The organism is Desulfatibacillum aliphaticivorans DSM 15576 (genome assembly GCF_000429905.1).
GTDB classification, from domain to species: Bacteria; Desulfobacterota; Desulfobacteria; order Desulfobacterales; family Desulfatibacillaceae; genus Desulfatibacillum; species Desulfatibacillum aliphaticivorans.
Genome location: NZ_KE386983.1, coordinates 128,610 through 153,410, shown reverse-complemented (window position 1 = coordinate 153,410; position 24,801 = coordinate 128,610). Strand labels below are relative to the sequence as shown.

The following is a 24,801-nucleotide window of genomic DNA, read 5'->3' as shown; positions in this document are numbered from 1 at the left end:
AACCCCTGGAATGGCGTTTACTTTTTTCAGCGATGGGCGGAAATGTATCAGCCGACTTTTTCCCGGTATTTTTCCGCAGCCTCCTGGGCGGTCATGCCATCATGCACGATGGAGCAGGCGTACTGCAAAAAGGCCACAGGATCCTTGCTCTGAAACACGTTGCGGCCTACGGAAAGCCCTTTGGCGCCGGCCTTCATGGCGTTTTCAATGGTCACGAACATTTCTTCGGCCGAGAGTTTGCTGCCCCCGGCGATGAGGATCGGCGCCGGGCACCCCTCCACCACCCTGGCAAAGGATTCCGGATCGCCTGTGTAGCTTACCTTGACGAAATCCGCGCCCAACTCCGCGCCCACCCGGGCGGCCAGCCGCACCATTTCAGGATCGGTTTCATTTTCGATGTTCCGGCCCCGAGGATACATCATGGCCAGCAAAGGCATGCCCCAGTAGTTGCATTCCACGGCCACCTCGCCCAAAGCCTGCAGCATGGCGGGCTCATCGTCGTCCCCGAGGTTCACGTGCACGGAAACCCCGTCAGCGCCCATACGGAGGGCGTTTTCCACGGTATTGACCAAGACTTTTTTGTTAGGCCTGGGGGAAACCATGGTGGACGCGGACAAATGCAGGATCAGCCCGATGTCCTTGCCGCCCTTGCGATGGCCCCAGCGCGGCAGGCCGATATGCCCGATGACCGCATTGGCGCCGCCCTCGGCGATGGTGTTCACGGCCTGGGCGATGTCCACCAGCCCGAATATGGGGCCGACCGTCACGCCGTGGTCCATGGGAACCACAACCATCCTGCCGGTGTTGCGGTCCATAAGCCTTTCCATCCGTATTTCTTTTCCTATGTTGGACACGACCTATCCTCCCGTCGGCGAAATCTTTGCACGGATTTCGCACGTAAAAACGCCATAGTGATAATCAGGACGGGGCTTAAATCCAACCCAGGACGCCTCCGAACACGATAAGGCAGGCCAAGTCAAATCCCAGGATCCCCAAAACGGCCCTGATTTGATTCTTTCTGTTTTCCATATCATGCACCTTAAAGGCAACAACAAAAAACGGAAAATAGCCCAGCAAAAAGATGAACACAGGAAACTTGATATTCCAGAAACCCCACTCCCAGACCAGGGCGCCGGCCAGATTAAGCAGGATCTCCACAAACACGGCCAGCAGGGAAAAGACCACGGACATGAACCAGCGGTTGTTCACGCCCAGGATTTTCATGTCCTTGTCCTCGGGCAATTGCTTTAAAAACACAATGCCCATGATGGCGAACATGAAGCAAATTTCTATATTCAGGCCGGTGAGGATGATAAAGCAGGAATTCTTGGCCAAGCCCCAGCAAGGCGCAAAATTGGTGAAGTGCAAAAACAGGCTGTTCCAGATTTCGTTAAACCAATCCATGCCCCACAAGGCCAGGCCGCCAAGGATGACGCTCCATCGCTTGTGCTGAACCTCATTGGCGTAGACGTACAGGACGAGCAGCAGCAAGGGAATGATATACCACTGGAAATTGCTGGGGTCTCTCAATATGGCCTGGGTGGCCTGGGAATTCGGGGTCATGGCTTACCTCCTGTGCTTTTAAGGATTGCAAAAAGTAACAATGGGACCGAAGCCGCAACCCGTCAGGGGCCGGACAGAATCCTGATAAGCAGGCTTCGGATTTTCTGCAAAAAGGAGCCGGAGCCTTTCGGCGGCTTGACGGCCCAATCTTCCTCGGACAGGGAGGCTTTCTCCAGATAGGCGGCGATGATTTCACGGGCTTGCTCGGCCTGGTCCGCGGGCGCCCACAAAGGCGCGGGAAGGCCCTTCTCCGGGCGCGGCTTTTGGCCGTTCTCATGCCGCGGGCGCTTTTCAATGCAATCCACGCCCTCCGCGCGGAGAAAACTCTGCACTATGGCGAACTCCGCCTGGTTTTTCGGCTGGAAAATTTCGATGAATTGCGGCAATGCACTCCCCCCTCTTGAAGCAGCGAAAGTAAATCATCTTCATATTATTTAGTCAATCTTAAAGACCATGTGAAACAGGACATTGCCATGCAATAACCTGATTTGGTATGGTTTACCCAGTAACGTCAGCAACCAAAATCTTTGTCGGAACAGGAACGCGTTTCAGGGAACGCATCAAAGCCCGTTTTGCGAGGAAGGGCGGCCCTTTAGCGCCCTGACTTGCTGGTTCGGCCATAACGCCCGGTGCAGGAGGACTTTTTATGTTGGATCATACTATAAAAAAATTGGCTGCGTGCATCCTGATTGCAGGATTATTATTCGCCATGCCGGCGGCTTCCGCTGCAGCGGACGACGGCGACTCCAGCGTCCAAACTCTGCAATCCATGATTTCGGACCTGGAAAAAGCCATAGAGAACGCGGACAAAAGAATGATCGCCCATCCCAGTTTTCTGGACGAGTTGCGGGGATTGGTGGAAGCCTACAAGGCTAAAATCCGTGCGGTGTTTTTTTCTGACGATTTTTCGGACGGCAATTACAAGCTCTCTCCTCGCTGGACCGTGGACTCGGGCTTTTTTCTGGTCACCCCAGGCAAGCGCCTTCGCAGCCAGGTGAACGAAAAGAAAGCCGCCGCCAAAAAAAGCAGCAGCTCCAACCAGGGGGAGGAGGTTCTCAACATACTCTTGAAAGGCATGCTGGACGCCGCCACGAACGACCAAAGCTCCCAGCAGGGCGCCGCGACCCAAAGCGTGAAGGAATATGAAACCCCGGCGGTCATCAAAACCGCATGCTCCATCCCGGCGGCCTTTGAGGCGGACGTTTCCTTTGCGGCCGAGCCTTCCCAGGGGGCCATGGAAATGGTATTAATGGGCGGAAACCCGGCCCGGGCCCTGTACCGGCTTGTATACAACGCGTCGCCGTCCGCGGACCGGCCCATCCAGATCATCCGGGAAAAAGGCGGCCGCAGTTATGTCATTGACATGGCCAGTCAATATCCTATGCTGGAAGACGGCCAGTTGCACCGGATTCAATGGAGCCGGGACATGAATGGCAATATGCTGGTCATGGTGGACGGAAAAACCCTGATTCGCACGGTGGAGTTGTTTTATAGGGATTCCTTCACCGGCTTCGCCCTGGCCAATCAGGGCGGAATATGGGAATGGGATTCGGTGAAAATTCTGCAGTCCATGCCCGGCCAGTAGCTAAGTTTTTGGATCAATTAATTTTTTGATGCTTTAGGAGAGCGCGAAATGCTGCAGAAGGATCAGCCTTTGAAAAAATACGCAATTCTTTTTACCGCGGCGCTGTTATTGACGGTTCTGGCCGCCTGCCAGTCCACCTATTATAACGCCATGGAAAAAGTCGGGATCCATAAGCGGGACATCCTGGTGGACAGGGTGGAGGACGCCCGGGACGCCCAGACCGACGCCCAGGAGCAATTCAAGTCCGCCCTGGAGCAATTCAGAAGCGTGGTCCACGTTCCCACAAGCGACCTGAGCGAGGCCTACGACCGCTTGAACGCGGAATTCGAGGACAGCAAAAAGGCCGCCGAACGGGTGTCCGACCGAATTGACGGCATTGAATCCGTGGCCGACGCCTTGTTTGAAGAATGGCAAAGTGAGCTGGCTCTTTATAAACGCGCCGACCTTCGCGCTCAAAGCCAAAAGCAGCTTTCGGCCACCAAATCCCATTACAACAAAATGCTGGCCAGCATGCACCGCGCTGAAAAAAGCATGACGCCCATCCTGGAAACCTTCCAGGACAACGTCCTGTTCCTCAAGCATAACCTGAACGCCCAGGCCATCAGCTCCCTGCGTTCGGAATTCTCCTCCTTGAAGGGAGAAATTGACGTGCTGATCAAAAACATGAACGCGGCTATCGAGTCCTCCAACCAGTTTATCCAGGAATTCCAGGCTCAATAGAAAAGGCTTTTTTATGAACCTAAACGTATTATGGCTGATCATCATAGCCCAGTTGATTCACGTAGGGATCGAGGAAAATCCTCGTTTTGTGGAATGGGCCAAAACCTTTAAGCCGGATTTTGACCGGCGGCAATTTCTCCTGGGAAACGCGGTGATCGGCGCGTACATGCTCATCGCCGTGGGGCTGGCCGTGTTCCTGCCCGGCAAATGGACATTGGCCCTGGGCTTGTCCACCGCCAGCTACATCGTGTTTAACTTCATATACCACGCCGCAACCACCCTGGCCTACAAGGTGTACTCTCCCGGCGTAATCACCGGCGCCTTCTTCAACGTTCCGGCGGCCGGATTTGTGTACGCGCACTTTTACACCTCCGGCGCCCTGGGGCCCGTTACTGCGGGGATTTCCCTGATTCTCGGCTTTCTGCCCATGATCCTCATCCTGAAAAACATCGGCCTCAGCCCGGCGAAGGAAAAGGAAAAATAAAAGAATAACCCCAAAACTGCCGTGGGGGGTGCAGAGTAACTCAGATCTGGAATTATGGCGATCATCCCGGCGGCAAAAAAAGTAGTTGGGTGGCCCAGGCAAGGCAGTTTTTTGCCTGGGCGCGGAGCGCAAAAGGAGCGACCAGGAATATTTATCAAAGGCAGGGCTGCTAGGCGGGCGGAAGGTCTTGGTTAAGAACTCGTTCCCATGCTGTGCGTGGGAATGCATATTGCAAACCTATTGAATTCTTATGACATTCTCTACATTACGGAATAGCTGACGCCTCGTTTTATCTGACCTTGGACGAGTTATCCTTCAATCGAGTATTTTGAAAATCCGCTGCTGCAAAGGTTTTAAAGCATGTGCTGCGCACCCCGGCAGAATACTGCCCTGCCAGGGCTGCCCTTTGTCGGGGAGATGGTTTTCTGTTGCGCCATGGGATCATATTAGCATCAGTTTTAAATAGCCCCCCCCATTGGGAATGTGGCACAAGGAGCAGCTCCCTGGAACCTTTCCCAAAGAGCACAGCCGCGTTCACGCGTCTTTATGCGATTTGATTCTAAAATAAATCCTGGCGGCCTTTTCCAGGGCGGCCCGGCCCAGGCGGAGCAGGAATGGATAGTTTTCCAGCTCCCGGGCGATGGCGATGGCCGGGGTTTGCTGCATGGCCGCATAATCCTGCATGATTCCGGCCAAACGCAGGGCCTCGAAGCGGGGAAGGTTATCCGCCAGGAAGCCGAGAGCCAAGCCTCGGGTGAAGTCCCTGTCCGCATTCGGTCGGGCCTTTCTTTGGGAAAGAACTTCCGGGATCACCCCGATTTTTCCTCCGGCGCCTAAAAGCGCGGGAAAAAGATCCTCCGGCGCCTTTATTCTATCCCGGCTCAACAAATCGGCCTCACGCAAATGGGAAAGGGAAAACGCCGCGCCCCCATGCCCCAGGCAATCCTCGGCCATGTTCAGCAAAAGCCCGTCCCCCAAAGGACGGATGACCCGGCCTCCCTGTTCCCGGCAATAGGCGGAGACAGCGCCCGTCCCGGGATTTTGCTCCAGATAGCGGGCGTGGGTTTGGATGAATTCCGGCTCGGGGAGATAGTCGGCATCCAGGATGGCCAGAATCCCCTCCTTGTTTTCTTCCTGCAGGGATTGCAGGGCTTTCCCAAAGGATTCTTTGGGGATGAACAAAGTTTGGTCCGGCTTCCGGATTTGCTCTTCCAGGGCCTGCAGCAGTTCGTCTTCCGGGGATTCCGTCAGGACCAGCAGCACGGTTTCCCGAGGCTTGGCTTTCAGCGCAGGCGCAGTTTTAGCAGGGGATTCCGTGCGCCAGTGCGCCTGATTGATGGTCTGCTGCGTGGTCAGATATTCCCGGCGCAAGCCCTCGGCCAGGGCCTGGCGCTCCTTGGGTTTCATGGTCAGAAGCCGGGTCATGCTTTCAGCCAGGGAATCGGGATCGGGCGGGCAGAGGCATTGATCGTGATAGTTCGCGGGGATGAGTTCGGGAATTCCCCCGCGATCTGCGGCGATCATGGGGCATCCGCAGGCCATGGCTTCCAGCACGGCGTTGGGGTGGTTGTCCCCCAGGTAGGGCAGCACACAGACCGCCCTGCCCCGAAGTATGCTCTGGGTTTTGAGGAGCTTGCGGCGGGGCAGGGCCGCTTCCCTGACCTTCAGCCGCTTTCCCAAAGCCTTGATATACGCGTTTTCCCACGCCATGGCCGGGTCCGTGGAACCCAGGATGTAAATTTGTCGCACAGCCCCGCCGGCCGGCCCGGCCAGCAGTTTTTTCAAAGCCTCTACGAATACCGGAAAGCCTTTCATGGACGTGCGGGCTCCAACAAAAATCAAAGAGTCGGCCCGCCGGAATTCCACCGGTTCCTGCGCGGTGGGCAAGGCCAGGGGATAGCGGAGCTTTTCCACCCGGTCCGGGCTGATGCTGTACCCGGATTGCTGGTACAAATCGCGGAGAAAATCCGTGGGGAAGCTCACGCAGTCGGCCTGCTCTATGGCCTGCTTCTCCCGGGCCATAAGCCGTAAATGGTATTGATCCGCCCACCATTTTCCGTGGGCCTGCTCCAGGTAGACGTAAGTTCCATGGCAGCGAATCTTGACCGTCAAACTATCAGGCACCAGCCCGGCCCGCTTGGCCTGGGCGATGCGCACGCCCCAGCCGTCGCAATCCTGAATTTCCACGGTCTCCAAGCGGGGATAAAGGGGCAGAATGCGCTTGAAGCAAAGGTAGACAAGGTCCTCTTTGGGCAAAAAAGCGCATTGATCCTGGCCCACGATCAAGGAGGGGACGATCCAGCGCTTTCGCCCTAAGAATTGTTCGGACGGAAACTTGGCCGGGGAGTACTCCTTTTCTCCCACAAAAAATACCCCCAAACGGTCGCCGCCAAGCAGGTTTTCCATTTCCTGGGCGTAAGACCCTATCCCGCCGCGATACTGAAACCCGGCGTGTTCGGCCGTAATCAGCAGATGGCGGATGGATTTGGGCGGCAGACGGTTTTCATCCAAGGCGGGAAAACCGGCCTCCGCGCAATCCGGGTTATTTTTTGGGAAGTCCGAAAACGAGTCCACAGGCGAATCCCGCCGCAAAAGCGGCCTTAAGTTGAAAATAAAAAAGGTTCTTTCCGGGCTGGTTTCTATGCAAAGCCGCGCCTTCGGGTTCGGCCTTGGCCCGGTTCAGCAAAGGCGCATCGTCCTTGAACAAAATGTACGCCGCAACCCGGCCTTGGGTGAAAGCCCTGCCCCGCCAATAGGATTTTATGGCCTCGTCGCGGGTGAAATGATGCTTAACCCCGGCCTGGGGCTCATACATGAGCTTGTACCCGATGCGCCGGACGCGGCGGCACAGGTCCCATTCTTCGCCCCCCAGCTTGGCCTCTCTGCAATGGCCCAGGTTGACGTCAAACAGCCCGGCCTGCTCCACGGCCAGCTTTCGAAACGCCATGTTGGCGCCCACCGGGCAGGCTCCGACCGCGTGATACGCCAGGGGCTTGTCGCCGAAATCATGGACCGGGGTGAAGCCTGCAACGGCCGGGGTGAACCATCCCGGCGCCTTGCCCGGCCACTGGGGTGTAATTTTTCCGCCGGCGCCGCCCGTCCCGGGATTGTCAAAGGCTTGGGCCATAGCGGCCAGCCAATCCGAATCCAGGGACACGTCGTCGTCCAAAAAGGCGACGATCTCCCCTTGAGCGTTTTTTACCCCCGCGTTCAAAGCGCGGGTTTTGCCGGGGACGGGCTCGTGCACATACCGGATCTTTCGATCGGGAGCGGCTTGGACAGCTTCGCCGGCAAGGTCCTTGGCCGCGCCGTCGGGGCTGTTGTCCACAATAAGAACTTCATATTCCTGGGCCGGAAAATCCTGGACAGCCAGGCTGCTAATCAGCGCCTCCAAATGCCTGGAGGCGGCCTGGGTGCACAGGATGACGGAGATTTTCATCAAATCCATGGGGACTGATTCCTGCCTTCTTATTAGAATGTAGAAAAGGGTTTTCCCATTGCAAGGCCGAAGCGTTCAATGAACCGAATTCGTAAAACTATTCCAAACCCGAGAAATTTGCAAGCCCCGCGCTTGTAAAACAAGGGCCGGACATGATAGGGAATTGTTTCGCTTGGGTTCACAATCCTTTTCTTTCCTGCGAGGACGCGCCTTGACCGACATCGAAAAAAAAACACTCATCAGCCAGATCGGTACGCCCCGGATGCTGGTCAGCATGCTCATGGGTTTTGCCTGCGGCCTGCCTTTGCTGCTAACAATCACCGTACTCCAGGCCTGGATGAAAGAAGAAGGCGTGGATCTGGGCGTGATCGGGCTCATGAGCTTTGTGGGCCTGCCCTATACCTTGAAATTTTTATGGGCCCCGTTCCTGGATCGATTCACCTTGCCTTTATTGGGTAGAAGGCGCGGTTGGCTGCTGGTGGCCCAGGTGTGCCTGATGATCGCCATCGCCGGGTTGGGAATGAGTCAGCCTGCGGCGCGCCCTATGGTCATGGCCATGGCCGCCATTTTGGTGGCGTTCTTTTCCGCTTCCCAGGATATTGTGGTGGATGCATACCGGCGCGAGGATTTGAGCGACGAGGAACTGGGCCTGGGCTCTTCCCTGTATGTGAACGGATACCGGGTGGGCATGCTGTTGGCCTCGGGCGGAGGGCTTATCATGGCCGACCACATGCCCTACTCCCAAGTTTATCTAATTATGGCGGCCTGCATGCTGCCGTGCATCGCCGTGACCTTGCTGGCCAAAGAGCCAACGATTTCCGAGCCCTTGCCGGTCAACATGCTGGAAGCGGGGATAAATCCTCTGATTGAGTATTTCAGCAGGAAAAACGCCTTATGGATGCTGACATTCATCCTGTTTTACAAGCTGGGCGACTCCATGGCAGGCGCCATGACAACGCCTTTTTATCTGGACGTGGGCTTTACCAAGACGGAAATCGGCAGCGTGGTCAAGTTGTTCGGCTTTTGGGCCACCATAAGCGGAACCATCATAGGCGGCGTGATTATGTTGCGTACAGGCATCAACAGAAGCCTGTGGATTTTCGGGGTGCTCCAGGCCGCATCCACGGCATGCTTCGCCATCCTCACGAAAACCGGCCCCAGCATTGAGGTTCTGGCAGGGGTGATCGCGTTTGAAAACCTGAGCTCCGGCATGGGCACGGCCGCCTACATGGCTTTCATGGCCAGCATTACCAACAAAAAGTTCACGGCCACTCAATACGCCCTGCTGACCAGCCTCATGGGAATCCCCCGGGTGCTGGCGTCCATGCCCACCGGTTATCTTGCGAAATGGTTCGGTTGGGAGCCCTTTTTCATCACCTGCACGATTATCGCCGTCCCCGGCCTGTTGATGCTGTTCAAATTCGCGCCATGGAACAGCCCCAAGCCGCCCCCCTTGCCAACGGCTTAATTAGAGTTATTATTAAGTCATCCTGATTGTTGGGTGAACCTGCGGACTGTCTTGCAGAGCTCCAAATGAGCTTAGGCGAATAATCGCGCCGTGGATTTCGGTCGAAAACGCCTCGCAGAACCACCCAACCTACTGACCTTGTGAATAAATCGCAGGTTGGGTTGAGCTTGCGAAACCCTACGAAAAGTCATGCTAAGTTAAAAACATTCTCACCAAATAGGTGTGCGACCATGGATATAGAAAAAAAACAGCCCCTGTCCCTTGAAACGTCCCGGGAGCAAATCCTTGAAATGCCGGCCCAGGAAGCCCTGGACGCCATTATTTCCCATCCCAAGGCCGGCGCCCTGGTTAAATCCTTTTCCGCCCAGGACCTGTATTTTTTAATCCATGAAATCGGCCTGGACGACTGTTTGCCAATCCTGTCCCTGGCTTCCACCCGCCAATGGCAATACCTCATGGACGTGGACATCTGGAAAAACGACCGGGTCGACCAGAAAGCCATGGTGACCTGGATGGACCATATGCTGGCCGCGGATCCGGAAAGGCTGGTCAAATGGATGGCCACGGTGGAAACCGATCTTTTGGAAATGTGGATGTACGAAAACGTTTCCGTGCTTTTCCTGGAGCACGACCAGGATCCCAGTGAATTGCCAGAGGGCTATTTTACCCTGGACGGCGCCATTTACGTCAAAATCAAGGATTCGGAGCTGACGGAAGATAAAAACCTGCCCGATCTGGAGGACATGACCCGGGAAATCCTGAAAGTCATGGCGGAAATGGACTACACCTATTTCCACAAGATGATGTTTGAACTCCACGGGGTGATTCCTTCCGAGACCGAGGAGAACCTTTTTCGCATCCGCAACGTGCGTCTGGCGGAACGGGGGTTCACCCCGCCTCACGAGGCGGCCGCCATCTACCAAAAGCTGGACGCCGAGGACCTTGCCCATCGGCCGAAAAAAATCCTGGAATCTCAGGACGGCCCCGGATACGCCCAGCCCTTTTTATCCAATCATTTCGCCAAGGGGGAAAACCGGTTTTCCCAATCCCTGGACGCCGTGGACGACCCGGATATCGCCCGGCTGATTCAATCGGAGTTTGCGGCACTGTGCAACCAGGTCATCGCCGCGGATAAGGTCAAGCTGCATTCCCGGGAGGACCTGCAGCAGTTCGTCAAAAAAACCAGCGGCTACCTGAACATGGGCCTGGAGGAAATCCGGGAAAAAACCGGCGAGGCGCCGAGTGCGGCCATCCGCAACCATCCTCTTACGGAAATCTTTCAGGCGGGATTCGGCCTGGCCTTGTCCCTCAAGTTCAAGGCCCAGAAATGGCGCAGGGAATCCTGGTTCCAAAAAAACGGCCTGCCTTTGTCCTTTTGGGACGAGGATCGCCTGGGCGTTTTGGGCGGCCTGCTGTTGGACAAGCCCCTGGTCTTCGACAACTATCAATCCGGCGCCCTGTACCGTGATTTTTCCAGCCGCAAGGACGTGGAGGATTGCCGAAAAATCCTGGATGAAATCATCGCCCTGGATGACCTTTTCGCTCACATGGACTGCCTGCAAAGCCTCCCCGACTCTAAAAAGCTGAACTGCGAAAACCTGCTGTTGACTCCATGGGCCAATGATCTTCTTGGAAACGGCTCCGTCTGCGAGCCCTTATCCCTGGACGGATTAAAGGCGTTTTTTAAAGAGCTTTTCGACCCGGCGGAACACATTGTCCGGGATTCCATGAAGCACAAATTCCTGGAATGGCTGGCTTTGCAAACCGGAAAATCGCCGGAGAAAATCGGCCGGACCTGGGGCCAGGCCCTGACCGGGTTGTTTGAATCCATAGAGGAGCAATACGGCCAGGTCCGGCCGGATTCCTTGGATCCAAGATATATTTTTTCCATCATGCTTGCTTGACCAGCACATTTTTCCTGGGATCAATTAAAGTAACAGCTAACTTCTTTTTTTTATGTTGACCTTTATGTTTATTTGAGACAGAATTATTTAATCGGTTTTCTTACATTTTTTTAAACAAAGATGACCACCCCGTTCGTATAAACCATGCGTTTGCATGGCTATTCTTGTAATTCCATATCTGTTACTTGTTCGGAGGATTTTCCATGAAGAATTTATGCAATTTGGCGATCATTATACTTGGATGCGCAATCTTGGCGGCGCCCATAGCCATCGCCGCTAACGCTATCGGTGGAGGCGACTCTTTTGTTGTATCCTCCAATAACGCAACCATTACCAAGATCATTGCCAAAGTCGGCGGCGCCACCGCCAGCGGAGTTCAGGATTCCGCCACACAATGGACTTTCGATCTGGACGGAGCCGGCGCTGGAACTCCCGTGAACCTGCGTGTACTGGGCGTGGCCGACGGCGGCGGGGAGCCTTCCATTTCCGTGTCTGGCGACGTTGATGCGACCAAAGGCGTTTGCCGGGACAAGTCCAACAGGCAGCGCTGCGACGCAGACATCCTTAACGGAGTTACGGATTATTGCGACTGCACCGGCATGACCCCTTCGGCCGGAGACAAGCTGGTCATCCGGGTTGTCGGTGAAGTGCTTGGCGCCGGGTCCAGCATCCCCCAGGATGTATTTTAGAGCGGCGACTGCACGGCAATGCCGGGACCGACAAAATCAGGCAAATCCTCCTAAAAGAGGAATACGGCCATGACCGACGATCTATCAGTAATCGGCCAGCGTCATTGCCCCTTCTGCGAGCAAAAAGCGGGGATCCGCATCATTTACGGATCCCCGCCCATAGCCGTCTATCTTCTGCATTTAAAAGGCGAGGTGATTCTCGGCCAATGCCGCAGGAACAAGTCCTCGCCCGACTGGCATTGCAAGGCCTGCGGCTGCCGATGGAACGAACGCACTGCCGCTATAGTCCATCCCTCCAATGTGTAAGCCCTATGATCTTCCGGTCGCCGACGCACTCTTCACAAAATAGGCATTAACAACCATCGCCTCGACTTCCGTTTCTTCTATCAAAGGGGGCCCCACGTCCCTTTTTTTTCTTATAGAAAAAGCCGCTTCCTCAGACTGCATGGAATTATACCAACAAAGAATCAATAAAGACTAAATTATTGACAATTCGGAATGACATTAAAAATGCTTTTTCAAGTTTTTTCGTCCGCCTGTTAATTTCGATTGACCCCATTCCGGTTTTCATTAATATAGGCGTCATAATTGTCTACATACGCCTTTTTTTAAAGAGAGCTCGCACACGGCAGTTGATATTTCCTATCATGCAGGAGGGGTAATCATGAAAAAAGTATTGTTAGGGCTGTTTGTTTTGGCGGCATGCATTGGCTTGCCCGTGACGGCGGCAGTTGGAGCCCCCATTCAGGGCGGCGACTCCGTGATTGTCTCACTGAACGGAGGGACCATTAAAAATGCCATAGCCTCACTTGATGGCATAATACTTCCTCCCGCCGCGGCGACTGATACGGCATGGACCTTCAATCTATCAGGAATTAGACCGGGGCAACGCCTTTCATTTCGCGTAGTGGGCGTCTCGGACGGAAGCTCTGATCCCTCCGTAGCCATTCAAGGCGATGCCGTCGGAGCCGTTCTTACGGTTTCCAAGGCCGTCTGCCGGGATAAAACCAACAGGCAAAGGGCTGTGGCTGACATTCTGAATGGCGATCCCACGTATTGTGACTGCGCAGGGATGACCCCGTCATCCGGAGACAGCCTGGTTATCACCGTAACCTGTCTAACGGCCGGCGGGGACATTCCCCAACAATTCTAATGTTGCCTTGAAAAAAAGGGCCTGGCTGATCACCCGGCCGGGCCCTGTTCGCCAGACCGAGCGGAAGGCCCTGGCAACGCGTCGCCTTACAGCCCGAACTCCTTTTTCCACGCCCACATCCGATTCAGGGTCACGCCGATGCCGCCGCACACGATAACCACGACTGTTTTCGCATCTTGCAACTCCCGCAGGTTGTCGTAAGCCGCGGCCAAAGACGCTCCGCACGCGGGCTCCACCAAAACTTTCCGGTCTTCGGCAAAGGCCAGGCAAGCCTTGACCGCATCCTTATCCGAAACCACCGCCGGCCTCACTTCATGGCGAAAGGTCCAGTCCAGGGCTGCCTGCGAGGCTGTCTTGGCGCCCAGGCTTTGGGCGATGGACGTGATGGCGTCCAGATGAACCAGCGAGCCCTGCGCCACGGATTGGGCGAAGGAGTCCGCGCCCCGGGTTTCGGCGGCTATCACCGGAACGTCCTTCCAGCCATGGCGCTCCATGCCTTCCAGGACGCCGCATAAAAGCCCTCCGCCGCCTACGGAGAGAACCACGGCGTCCGGCTTGCCGCACTGCTCGGCCAGTTCGTCCACCAAAGAGGAATGACCGGTCCATAGGTCCGGGTGGTCGAAAGGAGGCACGTAGGCGCACTTTTCGTCCAGCAGGCATTCCTGGGCGCGAACGTGGGCGTCGTCCCAGGCTTGGCCGTGGATGATGAGTTCGGCTTTCTCCGACTGAATCAGTTCCCTGGCTCGCGGCGAGGAGCTTTCCGGCGCGACGACAGTGACTTTCACGCCCAATTTGCGCCCCGCATAGGCCGTGGCGTATCCCGCGTTGCCTGCGGAAGAGGAAATCAGATGGGTCACGCCCCTTTCCACGGCTTTTTGGCAAAGATATCCCACGCCGCGGATCTTGAACGATCCCGGCGGCTGCAGGCATTCCATTTTTAACAGGATTTTCCGGCCGATAGCCTCGCCCAACAGGCGGTGTTCCAACAAGGGGGTGTGTATGTGGATGGGGGGCATTATTCACGCTCGATATGGTAAAAGGCGCACATCACCTGCGCCTGGAAGTCTCTCGTTTGTTTTACATACTTTGCACAAAACCGATGATTTCGGAAAACGCCTCATTGTCCCAGGGCCAATGGCCCTGGTCGGCCGACTGGCCAATCAGCCTTCCCGGCTTCTTTCTTGTCGCCAAAAAAGCCTGAACCTTGGCCTTTTCCATATTATTCGGCGCCTCCCCTCCATTATCTTTAAAACAATCGAAAAAGCTGTCCAAACATAAATATCCTGGATCATCCGTCACTGCTCTCAGGCACAAGGTTTCCAGCATGCCGGGATTCACCTGATCCGGCAAAATAAAAACGCCAATTTTCGGTTTTGCTTGCAAAAACGTTGCCGGCGCTGTTGGGATAGGCAACTGGCATTGTTCAAGGGCTCCTTGAATGCTTTTAAAGGCATCTGATGCGTTCACTTCCGCGTCTCGAATAATCGCCAAGGTTTCAAGTTCCCAAAATCCAGGCAAATCTTTAAACGTATTTAAGTATTTCCGAAAATCCTTAATTCCTCCAAAGTTATATGCTCGGACCTCTTCTTCAAGTTTTAAATGCACGATCATTGCTCGAAAAAAACTCCAGGCGTCCTGTCCTTCCACCAGAAGCGCTTTCGGCGTTTTGATTTCAAGCATCTTTTTCATCGGATTTCAAACCCCTCTTCGATTATTACCTCAAGACTCTCCTCATCCATTGATACCGCGTGAATTTTCCCATCTCTGGTTTCCAATCGGTGGACGGCAAGGTCGTATTCATCAGCCTGGGTAAAGGCCTGATGGGCGGCCTCGATGCATTCCCAACTATGGGTGGTGGCAAAAATCTGCACGTCATACTTTTTAGCCGCCGCGCCAATGGCGGTCCAAACCTGGGGAAGCACGGAGTGATGCAGGCCGTTTTCTACTTCGTCGACAAAAATCTTCCCTCCTTTAGCCTCAGCAATCGCCAACAGTATAGTTAACATGTTGGTCATCCCTTCTCCCATGTAGGCGAGAGGCAGCATCTCTTGCAACCCAATGTCCCCACAGATAATGGCATCTCCAGCCAAAATTAATACAGCGAGCCGCTGTAACCTGGGCTCAAGTATTTTTAGTGTATCCAAAAGTTCCTTTGTCTTACCCTTTTTTTCCAGTTCGCTGAATCTTTCTGCGTCTTCTGTAAAGGAACGATGCTTTGTAGGCAACATTATTGACGATTTTGAATCCTGGTTATCCCCAGGTTTTACCAAAATTGTTCCATCCTCCATGAGCCTTGCGTTGACCTCATTTAGCCCGGAAGCAGGATCATTGTATTTCATCGATAAATGCCAATTTTTGACCATTGACGTTGCTTGTAGCTGTGGATCCTCAAGACCATTCTCGCCATTATCATAAACTTGAGAGATTGTTCCATTGGGCGACTTTTTCATGGCTATAGCGAGTTGTGCAGACTCTTTTTCTCCTGCATTGCTTGTTAGCTGGATTTCCAGAGCAGTATCACCGCAATGAAATAATGAAGCCCAATGGTCCTTTGGGGATCTATTCTTAAATCTTTTTATCCCACGAAAAACATTTACCCGAGTTAACAATTCAGGGTTGAAATAACCAGAATGAAGAAACAGCGCCTCCAACAGGGACGTTTTTCCCGAGTTGTTTTTTCCGGCGATGAGGTTGACGCGTTTGAGGCCTTGGATGGTGAAGTCTTGGAAGCAGCGGTAATTCTTGATGGAAAAAGACTGGTGCATGACACGCGCCTTTCAGTTTGGGGACAAGAGAAGGTTGCAATTCCTTCCATCACGCCCTCCCCCCTTGCGGGGGAAGGGACGAAGATTCATAAAATCCGATGTCAAATTGCGATCATTCGAGCAAAGAGAGAATCGATTTCAGGGGAACGCGATACTTATCTCGGGGCGGCGTATTTGGTGAATTCAGGAGTATTTTTCCGAGATAAAGTCATGTCCCCGAAATTTCACCGCCATAGAGCACGCTTGCCTGTTATGCAGCAAGCTCTTAAAGTTTTGTCGCAAGCCCGATTTCCTGCTATTCCTCCGGCGGAGTGGAGCCCAGGGCGTTTAACGCCAGGGTGATGGGCCGGTCTTCGGACCGGGGATCGCCCATGCTGATGGGGCCGGGCCTGCGAAATTCGTCCGGGCCGGGATGGGCGGCCAGCCATTTTTCCCTGAGATTCTTGACCACCTGAAAAGACGCGGAATTAAGCTGGACCGTGCTTTTCTCAATAACCAGGGTCAGCTTGCCCTTGCGCTCTTCCAAATGCATCAGGGGGCCGATGGGAATGCCGATGGGCTCCCATGTGTCGAATTCCCGCTCCAGGTTGCGGATGGCCGCCATCTGGCCGGTGGCGCCCGCCGCAATCAAAGAGAACACGGTCAGGCCCAGGTTGTAGGTGTAGGTGCAGTCGAACCACGTGGGATCGCTGCCCCGGCCGTCGTAGCCGTAAAAATGGACCTGGGTTTTGAAGCTGGGAATGCTCTTTTTATAAATGGCCTGCACCACGGACGGAATGGACTCCCCTTCTTTCAGCGCATTGCAGCGAATCATTTCCTGGGTCAGGGTCTTGAGACTCATGATTTCCTCTTTCATGAGCAAAAACTCGCCGTCCTGGTAATTTCTGAAGAGTACGGGGCCGTATAGCTGAGGATCGGCGCCGCCCTTTTTCATGGTCTTTTCGTAATAATCCCGGGTGAGGCCCACCTTGTATTTGCCCTGATCCCGCAGCCAGGCCAGGTAGTCCTGGACCAGGCCCATTATGACCTTGTCCGTCTCCACCTGGGAAAAGGGAAAGTTTCCGTGGCTGTCCCGCTCCATAAGCAGGCCTTCCTGGAAGAAAATGGGCAGGTCGGAGAACAGGTCGTCGTCCCGGGTGTTCCAGAGGGTGAAGGAATCGTCCTCGCGGGACCTGCGGGCCAGCCTGCGGAGGTACTCCAGCTTTTCCTCCAGTCTCTGGAATTCCAGGTGAAAAGGCCGGTCGTGCATTTCGTTAAAGTCGGCGATGATGGTGTTCAGCTTGATGATGAAAGTCTGGATTTCGTTGATGAACTCCAGCACGCCTTCCGGGATGACCATGACCCCGTAATTCTTGCCCACGGCGGCTCTGCGCACGATGCCGTTGCAGATCACGCGGGACAGGTGGCGGAGAGTCATGCCGTAGGCCGTGTAATCGGTCTGGCCGGTTGCCTCGGCCTTTTGAATGCGTTCGTAATCCACGTATTCCGAAAGCTCTTCGCCGATCAGGGTGAGATTGGCGTGAGTCTGGAGGGCCACTTCCAGGGCCAGGTGACTGGCCACCCTGCCCATGACCTTGCAGATGTGCCAGTACTTGACGTCGCTGGAGGCGTCGGTGCACAGGTTGCTGATTTCCGTGGCGAAGGCCCTGGCAGCAGTATGAAATCCAAAGGACATGGCGCACAGAACATTGCCTGACTTGTCCCGAACCTGGATGTCGCCGTCAATGGTCTTGGGAACGCCGATGACCTGAACGCCGTCGTCCTTAAGCTCCTGGGCGAGAAAGGCGGCGTTGGTGTTGGAGTCGTCCCCGCCAATGATCACCAGGGCGTCCAGGCCCAGATCCTTGCAGGTCTGGCGGGCGCTGGAAACCTTTTTTACAGAGTCAATCTTGGTGCGGCCTGTCTTGATCATGCCGAAACCGCCCAGATTCCGGTAATTGTCCACGATTTCTTTGGTCAGGACCGTGTATTCGTTTTCGATCACGCCGTCCGGCCCCATGAGAAAGCCCAATACCTTGGTGTCCGGATTGGCCTTGACGGCTGCGTCGTAAATGCCTGCAATCACGTTGTGGCCGCCGGGCGCAGGGCCGCCGGAGAAGACCACGCCGATTGCCCTGGCCTTGCCGTGCTCCGCCGCTTCTTCCTCAGAGGGGCATTCCACGCCCACCACCGCCTGCACCTTGTTGTGGATGATGTCAGGCAGCTTTCTCGCCGCTTCCGGGTCGATCTCGAACTCGTACTGGCCCCGGTCTTCCAAGGCGATGCAGGAGTTTTCGAACACCTTGCAGCTTGGCGGAATGCTTTCACGCCGGTCGATCAGTTGTTGGTTTTCCTTGGCGGTAACCTTCACAACGTCGGGGTGTTTCATAAGGGAGTCAAGGCTGATCAGGTCCTTTTCTGTCACGGCGGCCTCCTGAGTCTATATAAGCGCCTTAAGTCATAGGCTTTTATTCAGTTAACATTAAGAATGGCGTATCCTGCAAAGTGTAATAAAAGAGGAGGTATCGGTCAAGGGCAAAAAGGACGTAACAGGAGGTTGGACAAAGGGTTATGGGGCTGGCCGCTGCATGACGGCCGTGCGAAAATGCCCGGCAAGGTCCCGGACGAATCTCACGTTCTCGTAAGCCTGGGTTTCCAGCGCAACCTGCTCCACCAATTCCTTTTGGTCAAAGCCCATTTCCAGCATAAGCCAGCCGCCGGGTTTCAGGTGCTCGGGCGCCCGTTCAATAATGAGGGCCAGATGGTCCATGCCTTGGGGGCCGCCGTCCAGGGCCGACATGGGCTCATAGCGGGCTACTTCGGGCATGAGGCCGGGGATGTCCCGGGAGGGGATATAGGGAGGATTGGAGACTACCAGGTCGAAGCGATCCAGGCATCTGACGGCCTCGAACCAGGAGCCTTTATAAAAATCCACGTTAAGATTGTGTTTTTGGGCGTTGGCCTTGGCCGTTTCCAGGGCCTGGGGCGAATAGTCCACGGCCATGTAATGATGCTCGGGCTTTTCCGAGGCCAAAGCCAGAATGATGGCCCCGGACCCGGTTCCCAGGTCCAGAACCCGCATGGGCGCCTGCGCGGCGTTTAAAACTTCCAAGGCCGTTTCCACCAGGGTTTCGGTTTCCGGCCGGGGAATGAGCACCGAGGGATTGACGTCCAGCTCCAGAGTCCAAAAGTCCCGATTTCCCACAATGTAAGCCACTGGCTCCCGGGCGGCGCGGCGTTTGACTAGCTCGCGAAAGCGGCCCAGTTCCTCGGGGTTCAAGGGTTGGTCATGCCGGGTGTATAAATGGATTCGGGGATAGTCCAGGCAATGGGACAAAAGGATTTCAGCGGAAAGCCTGGGAGCCTCCACCTGTTTTTCCGAAAAAAAATCCGTGGTCCATTTCAGGATTTTTTGGATTGTCCAGGTTTCCGGGGCCATTCCATTTCCTTAAAGACGCTGGTTCCCCGTTTCCGGGACAGCGTCATGATGATTGCAAAAAGCCGCAATCATCCCGCCGCTTCTCTTCACGGGGATGACGAAGAACTGCGGCGCTTGCACGCTCCGTCCGTTTGGATTACAAGCCCCCTTCCTGAAGGGCCTCCGCATTGTAATGGGTGGTCAGGGCGTCCACGATTTCCGAAATCTGGCCGGCCATGATGCTTTCCAGCTTGTACAAGGTCAAGCCGATGCGGTGGTCGGTCACCCGGCCCTGGGGATAGTTATAAGTGCGAATGCGTTCGCTGCGATCCCCGGAACCCACCTGGCTTTTGCGCTCGGCGCTGATGGAGGCGTTCTGCTCCTGCACGGCGTGGTCCAAAAGGCGGGCCCGTAAGACCTTCATGGCCTTGGCCTTGTTTTTATGCTGGGATTTTTCATCCTGGCAGGTCACCACCACGCCCGTGGGCAAGTGGGTGAGACGCACCGCCGAGTCGGTGGTGTTGACGTGCTGGCCGCCGGCGCCCTGGGAGCGATACACGTCCACCCGGATTTCCGAAGGATCGATCTGAATGTCCACTTCCTCGGCTTCCGGCAGCACGGCCACGGTGCATGCAGAGGTATGGATGCGGCCCTGGGCTTCGGTGACGGGAACGCGCTGCACGCGATGGGTCCCGCTTTCGAACTTGAAGGCGCTGTACACGCCCTGGCCCGTGATCATGGCGGCGATTTCCTTGATGCCGCCCACGCCCGTAAGATGCTCGGACAAGGTTTCCACTTTCCAGCCCCGGGTTTCCGCGTACCGGGAGTACATGCGGAAAAGATCGGCCGCAAAGAGTCCGGCTTCGTCCCCGCCGGTTCCGGCGCGTATTTCCAGGATGACGTTTTTATCGTCGTTGGGGTCCTTGGGAAGCAGGAGGATTTTCAGCTCGTCTTCCAGGCGAACCTGTTCCTTGTCGAGCCGGTCGATCTCCTCTTTGGCCAGATCCTTGATGTCCGGGTCCGGATCCTTGAGCAGTTCCTTGCTCTCCTCCAGCCCCTCCAGGACCTGCTTGTATTCCCTGTAAGCCTCCACCACCTTGGAAAGATCGGCGTGCTCCCGGACATATTTCTGGTAGACCTTTTGATCGCCCACAATTTTGGGGTCGCTCAACAGGGATTCGACTTCCAGAAAACGCTGTTCAACACCTTCCAGCCTGTCTAACATGACTCTTCGGTTAGCCTCTTTACGTTTCAATAGGTCGTTAACATCCCGGAATAATTGATAATAAATAAACTCCGGGCGGGACGCGAAGGAACATGCAGCCCACGCCTCACTGCTTAAGAGCGGCGGCGACGGACGGGATGCGCGTCCCCGTGTCAAGGCCAAAAAAATGCCCGGGGGGCGAAAAAGCTCCCCGGGATTTTGGCGTATTCACCTTGCAGCCTTGCCGAGCAAGGCTCAAGCCTGCGACCTACTGATCTTGTTTGGCTTCCTGGGCCTGATTGAACTTGGCGTACTTCCTGCGGAAGCGCTCGATGCGTCCGGCCGTATCCACCAGCTTTTGCTTGCCGGTGAAGAAAGGATGGCACTGGGAACAAATTTCCACGGTCAGGTCATCGACGGTGGAACCCGCTTCCACGGTGGCGCCGCAGGCGCAGCGGATAACAGTAGTTTCGTATTTGGGATGGATGTCTTTTTTCATATTTCCTGGCTCCTTAAAATGCCTTGATCAACCCGTCAGCCGTTCATCGACTGCAAGAAATCCTCATTATCGCTCGTTCCTTTCATTTTTTCAAGTAAAAATTCCATGGAATCGATCGGATTGAGGGAAGAAAGCAGTTTTCTGAGTATCCACACGCGGTTGAGGGTTTCCGGAGGCAGCAGGAGCTCTTCCTTGCGCGTGCCGGAACGGTTGATGTCGATGGCCGGGAAGGTCCGCTTGTCCGCCAGACGGCGATCCAGTTGCAGTTCCAAGTTGCCCGTGCCCTTGAATTCTTCGAAGATGACTTCGTCCATGCGGCTTCCGGTGTCAATCAGGGCCGTGGCGATGATGGTCAGGCTGCCGCCTTCCTCCACGTTTCTGGCCGCTCCGAAAAAGCGCTTGGGACGATGCAAAGCGTTGGAGTCCACGCCGCCGGAGAGAATCTTTCCGCTGGGGGGCACTACCGTATTGTAGGCCCTGGCCAGACGGGTGATGCTGTCCAGCAGGATGACCACGTCCTTTTTATGCTCAACCAGGCGTTTGGCCTTTTCAATGACCATTTCGGCCACCTGCACGTGGCGCTGGGCCGGTTCGTCAAAGGTGGAGGAGATGACCTCGGCCTTGACCGAACGCTGCATGTCCGTCACTTCCTCGGGCCGTTCGTCGATGAGCAGCACGATGAGGAAGACGTCCTTGTGGTTGGCGTTGATGGAATTGGCGATATTCTGCAGAAGCATGGTCTTGCCGCTTCTGGGCGGAGACACGATGAGTCCGCGCTGGCCGAATCCGATGGGCGTAAGCAGGTTGATGATCCTGACCGAGTAATTGTCCGCCTCCCGCTCCATGTTCATGCGGTCGTTGGGATACAAGGGCGTCAGGTTGTCGAAGAGAATCTTGTCGCGAGAGACCTCGGGGTCTTCAAAGTTGACGGACTCCACCTTCAACAGGGCGAAGTAGCGCTCCGACTCCTTGGGCTGGCGGATCTGGCCGGCCACGGTGTCGCCCGTGCGCAGGTTGAAGCGGCGGATCTGAGAGGGAGACACGTAGATGTCGTCCGGTCCGGGCAGATAGTTATAGTCCGGGGCTCTCAGGAACCCGAACCCGTCGGGAAGGATTTCCAAGGTGCCTTCTCCGTGGATCATGCCGTTCTTTTCGGTCTGGGCCCGGAGGATGGCGAAAATAAGCTCCTGCTTGCGCATGCCGGCCGCGCCTTCGATATTGAAGGACTTGCCAATAGCCGCGAGCTCATTGATTTTCTTGTCTTTTAGTGCTCCAAGGTTCATTGGGGCGAATTCTTGATCCATATGTTTTTTCCTCAAAATATTCAGATTGCAAGATCTGGGTTATCGGGGGCGGTGATTATATTGTCAAATACAGAACAGCGCCGCATCCGGAAAAGGCGTCAATCGATAACAGCGTCCCCCCCGGGTACATTAATTATAAGGCCGTCTGCCGACCCCGTTTGTTGGATAAACGGGCGGGCGCCGTGGAGAAATTCCTGAACTGAATGTTGGCGCAGTCTCCGATATCAGAATCGTACAAACAGGGGGTAGTTACCTACTGTTGGCGTATTGTGAAGGATTACTATATGACTTGTAATGAGGCCTTAAATTTACCCTTTTGATTTGGTCCTAATCCTAAATGAGTGAAATGCGGTCCCTATCCTCCGGCAAGGATAAATCAAAAGCCACACCGTGTCAAGCCATTTCGGTGCGTTTATATAGCAATGCGTAAGGGTGTTTCAACCGATTAGGATTTGTACATTTTATCAGCCCCAAATCCCACACGTCAATAAAAAATCAACATAAAAAATCAACCGGAAAACTGATTTGGGGACCGGCGCCAACCAAAGGGGCTTCAAACATGGATCAAATCCATAAGATTTGTTAATAGAATTATCGTACATAAAAAAATGAGCTAAAACGGACCGAAAGCGTCATGATGAATAACAATACGAGAGAGTTTCAAATTACAGCTCCCGGCGGGACCATATACGCCAGGGCGTGGACGCCGGAGGGTTCGTACTCCCAGGTCCCTGTCATCCTGCTTCACGACTCTCTGGGCAGCGTGGACTTATGGCGGGGCTTCCCGGAAATCCTGGCGGAAAAACTGAATCGCCAGGTCATCGCCTACGATCGCCCGGGCTTCGGCAAGTCGGACGCCCGGCATGGACCGCCGTCCCTGAGATTCATCGAGGAGGAAGGGGAAGTTTATTTCCCGTGGGTCAAATCCGGGCTTTCCATCAAAAAATACGTCCTGTTCGGACATAGCGTGGGCGGAGGCATGGCCTGCAACATCGCGGCCCGGGATAAGGACTGCCAAGGCGTGGTGACGGCGGCCTCCCAGGCTTTTGTGGAGGACCTCACCAGGCAGGGCATCATCAAAGTGCAAAAGGGCTTTGAAAAACCCGGCCAAATGGAGCGCCTGAAAAAATGGCACGGCAAAAAGGCACTGTGGGTATTAAGGGCCTGGACCGATACGTGGCTTTCGCCCGATTTTGCGAACTGGAGCCTGGAAGATTGCATGAAAAAAGTCTTCTGTCCCGTGCTGGCCATCCACGGGGACAAGGACGAGTACGGGTCCCGGGCCTTCCCGGAATTCATCGCCGGCAAGGCCGCCGGCCCCTCCCAAATGCTCATCCTCAAAGACTGCGGCCACATGCCCCACCTGGAAAAAACGGATGAGGTGATTGGGGCGATTGAAGAACTCCTAAAACAGCATGGCATCTGACCAAAATTTAAATTTTCGAGACTTAACCATCTTGATTTATAGATAATTTTAACCGCTGAAGACACGAAGCGCACGGAAATATTGTTTTCAGCGCCTTCCGTGTTTTCCGTGGTTTGAATCTTTTTTGATAAGAGGAGGCCGTGGCAACGAGCGAGCATGGTCAACATAAAAAAGCCCCTGCCGGCCGCTGATTCGGGGGCTCAAGCGGCCGGCAAGGGCTTTAGGCTGTGCAAGAGAGCAAGGGGCTCAGGGGCGGGCACAGCCTATACGCCGCATTGACCGGATACGGCGGTTCTGACATTCCCCTGAATAGCCGTAAAAATCAGGGGAAATCGGGCAAATGGGGCCAAGCCTGGATTTGGCCCTTTATCTTGAGTATTGCTTCTCAAACGTCAAACGTAGATTTGACCCCATGCCGGGCGGGCTGAATCCCGCACGGATTGGGGAGCCCAGGAAAAACGTTTTAGGGCGGGTCTCCGTCCTTGCAGCTTTCCAAGCATAAGCGGCGGAGGCTTTGCCTTGAACGGCAATCCAGGCAGCGGAAGTCCACCGCGCAGACGGCGCCCCGGGACAGGAGGCGAACCAGAACGTCCTCCCGTATTTCCACCTTTATAGTATTGTTAGTCACTCCTTGGCGCATTTCCTCGTTTCCTTTACAGACTCGCTTCGCCAAGCGGGCCTCACAACCTTATGCATGGACCGCCTGTAGTGTTGCGAGGGGCAGTTTACAAAACGAACTACCAGCGTAGGATTATTCGGACTGCCGGGATGCCGCTTCCGGCTCCGCCTTGCCTTTGGGGAATATCCTGCGGCGCCTTAACCGGGATCCGCAATTGACCGTGCCGCGCTGGTCCGGCCACGCCTGCCCAAAAGGATCGCTGCACGAATTTGAGCCATTAAAGGCTTCCGCATCTGCAAACGCTTTTTTCATAAAAGCAACACCTCCGGGGCTCGGTTGGAGCGCCTCTGACTTGTCCCGTCCTGCTCTGTAGTTGGCCCAATAAGTTAGAATAATCTAACTTATTGGGCCGAAAATATTCCGGAAGCCTGGAAAACAGACCGCCGGAAAGGATTAGTCCAAATGATCCTGATTGCCCGCCGAAAAAAATAGGCTGCACAATCAAAGTTTGATAAATCTATTACTCTGTTTTCAGGACGGCGTCAAGGGGTTTTTCAAAAAAAATGGATCAGCGCTTGACTC

Annotated in this window: 24 protein-coding genes; 9 read left to right on the top strand and 15 right to left on the bottom strand. The window is 54.9% G+C overall.

Features of this window, described 5'->3' with window-relative positions; all coding sequences use genetic code 11:
- Positions 1–47: 47 nt before the first annotated feature.
- From G491_RS0128335 to G491_RS0128325, 3 genes are all read right to left on the bottom strand, one after another.
- Positions 48–854, bottom strand: coding sequence for a 2-amino-3,7-dideoxy-D-threo-hept-6-ulosonate synthase (locus tag G491_RS0128335; RefSeq protein WP_015949963.1), 807 nt, complete (start codon positions 852–854; stop codon positions 48–50).
- A gap of 76 nt (positions 855–930) precedes the next feature.
- On the bottom strand, positions 931–1,563 hold the full coding sequence (locus G491_RS0128330; protein WP_015949962.1) for a hypothetical protein: 633 nt from the start codon (positions 1,561–1,563) through the stop codon (positions 931–933).
- A 62-nt stretch (positions 1,564–1,625) separates the two neighbouring features.
- Positions 1,626–1,949, bottom strand: a complete 324-nt coding sequence (locus G491_RS0128325) for a hypothetical protein (RefSeq protein WP_028316930.1) — start codon at positions 1,947–1,949, stop codon at positions 1,626–1,628.
- A 260-nt stretch (positions 1,950–2,209) separates the two neighbouring features.
- Between G491_RS0128325 and G491_RS0128320 the strand changes: the two genes are divergently transcribed.
- The 3 genes from G491_RS0128320 to G491_RS0128310 are packed head-to-tail and all read left to right on the top strand — an operon-like array spanning position 2,210 to position 4,352.
- Complete coding sequence (locus G491_RS0128320; protein ID WP_028316929.1) at positions 2,210–3,148, top strand: hypothetical protein; 939 nt, start codon at positions 2,210–2,212, stop codon at positions 3,146–3,148.
- 48 nt (positions 3,149–3,196) lie between these two features.
- The gene (locus G491_RS0128315) at positions 3,197–3,868 is read left to right on the top strand and encodes a DUF2959 domain-containing protein (RefSeq protein ID WP_015949959.1); all 672 of its coding nucleotides are present in this window, start codon (positions 3,197–3,199) and stop codon (positions 3,866–3,868) included.
- Positions 3,869–3,881: 13 nt separating this feature from the next.
- Positions 3,882–4,352, top strand: a complete 471-nt coding sequence (locus tag G491_RS0128310; RefSeq protein WP_015949958.1) for an HXXEE domain-containing protein — start codon at positions 3,882–3,884, stop codon at positions 4,350–4,352.
- Positions 4,353–4,886: 534 nt separating this feature from the next.
- Here G491_RS0128310 and G491_RS0128305 read toward each other — a convergent pair.
- Positions 4,887–6,863: a glycosyltransferase gene (locus G491_RS0128305; RefSeq protein ID WP_157468694.1), complete on the bottom strand. Its 1,977-nt coding sequence runs from the start codon at positions 6,861–6,863 to the stop codon at positions 4,887–4,889.
- Between the two features lie 31 nt (positions 6,864–6,894).
- The gene (locus G491_RS0128300; RefSeq protein ID WP_028316927.1) at positions 6,895–7,800 is read right to left on the bottom strand and encodes a glycosyltransferase family 2 protein; all 906 of its coding nucleotides are present in this window, start codon (positions 7,798–7,800) and stop codon (positions 6,895–6,897) included.
- 202 nt (positions 7,801–8,002) lie between these two features.
- On the opposite strand from G491_RS0128300, the gene G491_RS0128295 reads away from it, so the two are divergent.
- From G491_RS0128295 to G491_RS0128275, 5 genes are all read left to right on the top strand, one after another.
- Positions 8,003–9,259 carry an AmpG family muropeptide MFS transporter gene (locus tag G491_RS0128295; RefSeq protein ID WP_028316926.1) on the top strand — a complete coding sequence of 419 codons (1,257 nt, stop codon included), beginning with the start codon at positions 8,003–8,005 and terminating at the stop codon, positions 9,257–9,259.
- Between the two features lie 230 nt (positions 9,260–9,489).
- The gene (locus G491_RS0128290) at positions 9,490–11,163 is read left to right on the top strand and encodes a DUF6178 family protein (protein WP_028316925.1); all 1,674 of its coding nucleotides are present in this window, start codon (positions 9,490–9,492) and stop codon (positions 11,161–11,163) included.
- Between the two features lie 203 nt (positions 11,164–11,366).
- Complete coding sequence (locus G491_RS0128285; RefSeq protein WP_028316924.1) at positions 11,367–11,852, top strand: hypothetical protein; 486 nt, start codon at positions 11,367–11,369, stop codon at positions 11,850–11,852.
- 69 nt (positions 11,853–11,921) lie between these two features.
- Positions 11,922–12,158, top strand: coding sequence for a hypothetical protein (locus tag G491_RS0128280; RefSeq protein WP_028316923.1), 237 nt, complete (start codon positions 11,922–11,924; stop codon positions 12,156–12,158).
- Between the two features lie 358 nt (positions 12,159–12,516).
- Positions 12,517–13,005: a hypothetical protein gene (locus tag G491_RS0128275; protein WP_015949915.1), complete on the top strand. Its 489-nt coding sequence runs from the start codon at positions 12,517–12,519 to the stop codon at positions 13,003–13,005.
- 86 nt (positions 13,006–13,091) lie between these two features.
- On the opposite strand, the gene G491_RS0128270 is transcribed toward G491_RS0128275, so the two are convergent.
- The 8 genes from G491_RS0128270 to rho all read right to left on the bottom strand — a co-directional run bounded on the left by G491_RS0128270 (position 13,092) and on the right by rho (position 22,153).
- Positions 13,092–14,021, bottom strand: coding sequence for a pyridoxal-phosphate dependent enzyme (locus G491_RS0128270; protein WP_028316922.1), 930 nt, complete (start codon positions 14,019–14,021; stop codon positions 13,092–13,094).
- 61 nt (positions 14,022–14,082) lie between these two features.
- Entirely contained in the window at positions 14,083–14,694 is a 612-nt protein-coding gene (locus G491_RS0128265; RefSeq protein ID WP_028316921.1) for a DUF3226 domain-containing protein, read from the bottom strand.
- Positions 14,691–15,770, bottom strand: coding sequence for an AAA family ATPase (locus tag G491_RS0128260; protein ID WP_028316920.1), 1,080 nt, complete (start codon positions 15,768–15,770; stop codon positions 14,691–14,693). The genes G491_RS0128265 and G491_RS0128260 overlap by 4 nt, the downstream gene beginning before the upstream one ends.
- Before the next feature lie 295 nt (positions 15,771–16,065).
- Entirely contained in the window at positions 16,066–18,174 is a 2,109-nt protein-coding gene (locus tag G491_RS0128255) for a 6-phosphofructokinase (protein ID WP_028316919.1), read from the bottom strand.
- A gap of 144 nt (positions 18,175–18,318) precedes the next feature.
- On the bottom strand, positions 18,319–19,188 hold the full coding sequence (prmC, locus tag G491_RS0128250) for a peptide chain release factor N(5)-glutamine methyltransferase (RefSeq protein ID WP_015949918.1): 870 nt from the start codon (positions 19,186–19,188) through the stop codon (positions 18,319–18,321).
- Positions 19,189–19,324: 136 nt separating this feature from the next.
- Positions 19,325–20,392, bottom strand: coding sequence for a peptide chain release factor 1 (prfA, locus tag G491_RS0128245; protein ID WP_015949919.1), 1,068 nt, complete (start codon positions 20,390–20,392; stop codon positions 19,325–19,327).
- Positions 20,393–20,639: 247 nt separating this feature from the next.
- Positions 20,640–20,870, bottom strand: coding sequence for a 50S ribosomal protein L31 (rpmE, locus tag G491_RS0128240; protein ID WP_015949920.1), 231 nt, complete (start codon positions 20,868–20,870; stop codon positions 20,640–20,642).
- Positions 20,871–20,905: 35 nt separating this feature from the next.
- The gene (rho, locus tag G491_RS0128235) at positions 20,906–22,153 is read right to left on the bottom strand and encodes a transcription termination factor Rho (protein ID WP_028316918.1); all 1,248 of its coding nucleotides are present in this window, start codon (positions 22,151–22,153) and stop codon (positions 20,906–20,908) included.
- A 655-nt stretch (positions 22,154–22,808) separates the two neighbouring features.
- On the opposite strand from rho, the gene G491_RS0128230 reads away from it, so the two are divergent.
- Positions 22,809–23,600, top strand: a complete 792-nt coding sequence (locus tag G491_RS0128230) for an alpha/beta fold hydrolase (RefSeq protein ID WP_028316917.1) — start codon at positions 22,809–22,811, stop codon at positions 23,598–23,600.
- Between the two features lie 463 nt (positions 23,601–24,063).
- On the opposite strand, the gene G491_RS35815 is transcribed toward G491_RS0128230, so the two are convergent.
- Both G491_RS35815 and G491_RS0128215 read right to left on the bottom strand, forming a co-directional pair.
- On the bottom strand, positions 24,064–24,228 hold the full coding sequence (locus tag G491_RS35815) for a hypothetical protein (protein WP_157468690.1): 165 nt from the start codon (positions 24,226–24,228) through the stop codon (positions 24,064–24,066).
- A gap of 123 nt (positions 24,229–24,351) precedes the next feature.
- The gene (locus G491_RS0128215; RefSeq protein WP_028316916.1) at positions 24,352–24,531 is read right to left on the bottom strand and encodes a hypothetical protein; all 180 of its coding nucleotides are present in this window, start codon (positions 24,529–24,531) and stop codon (positions 24,352–24,354) included.
- Between the last annotated feature and the right edge of the window lie 270 nt (positions 24,532–24,801).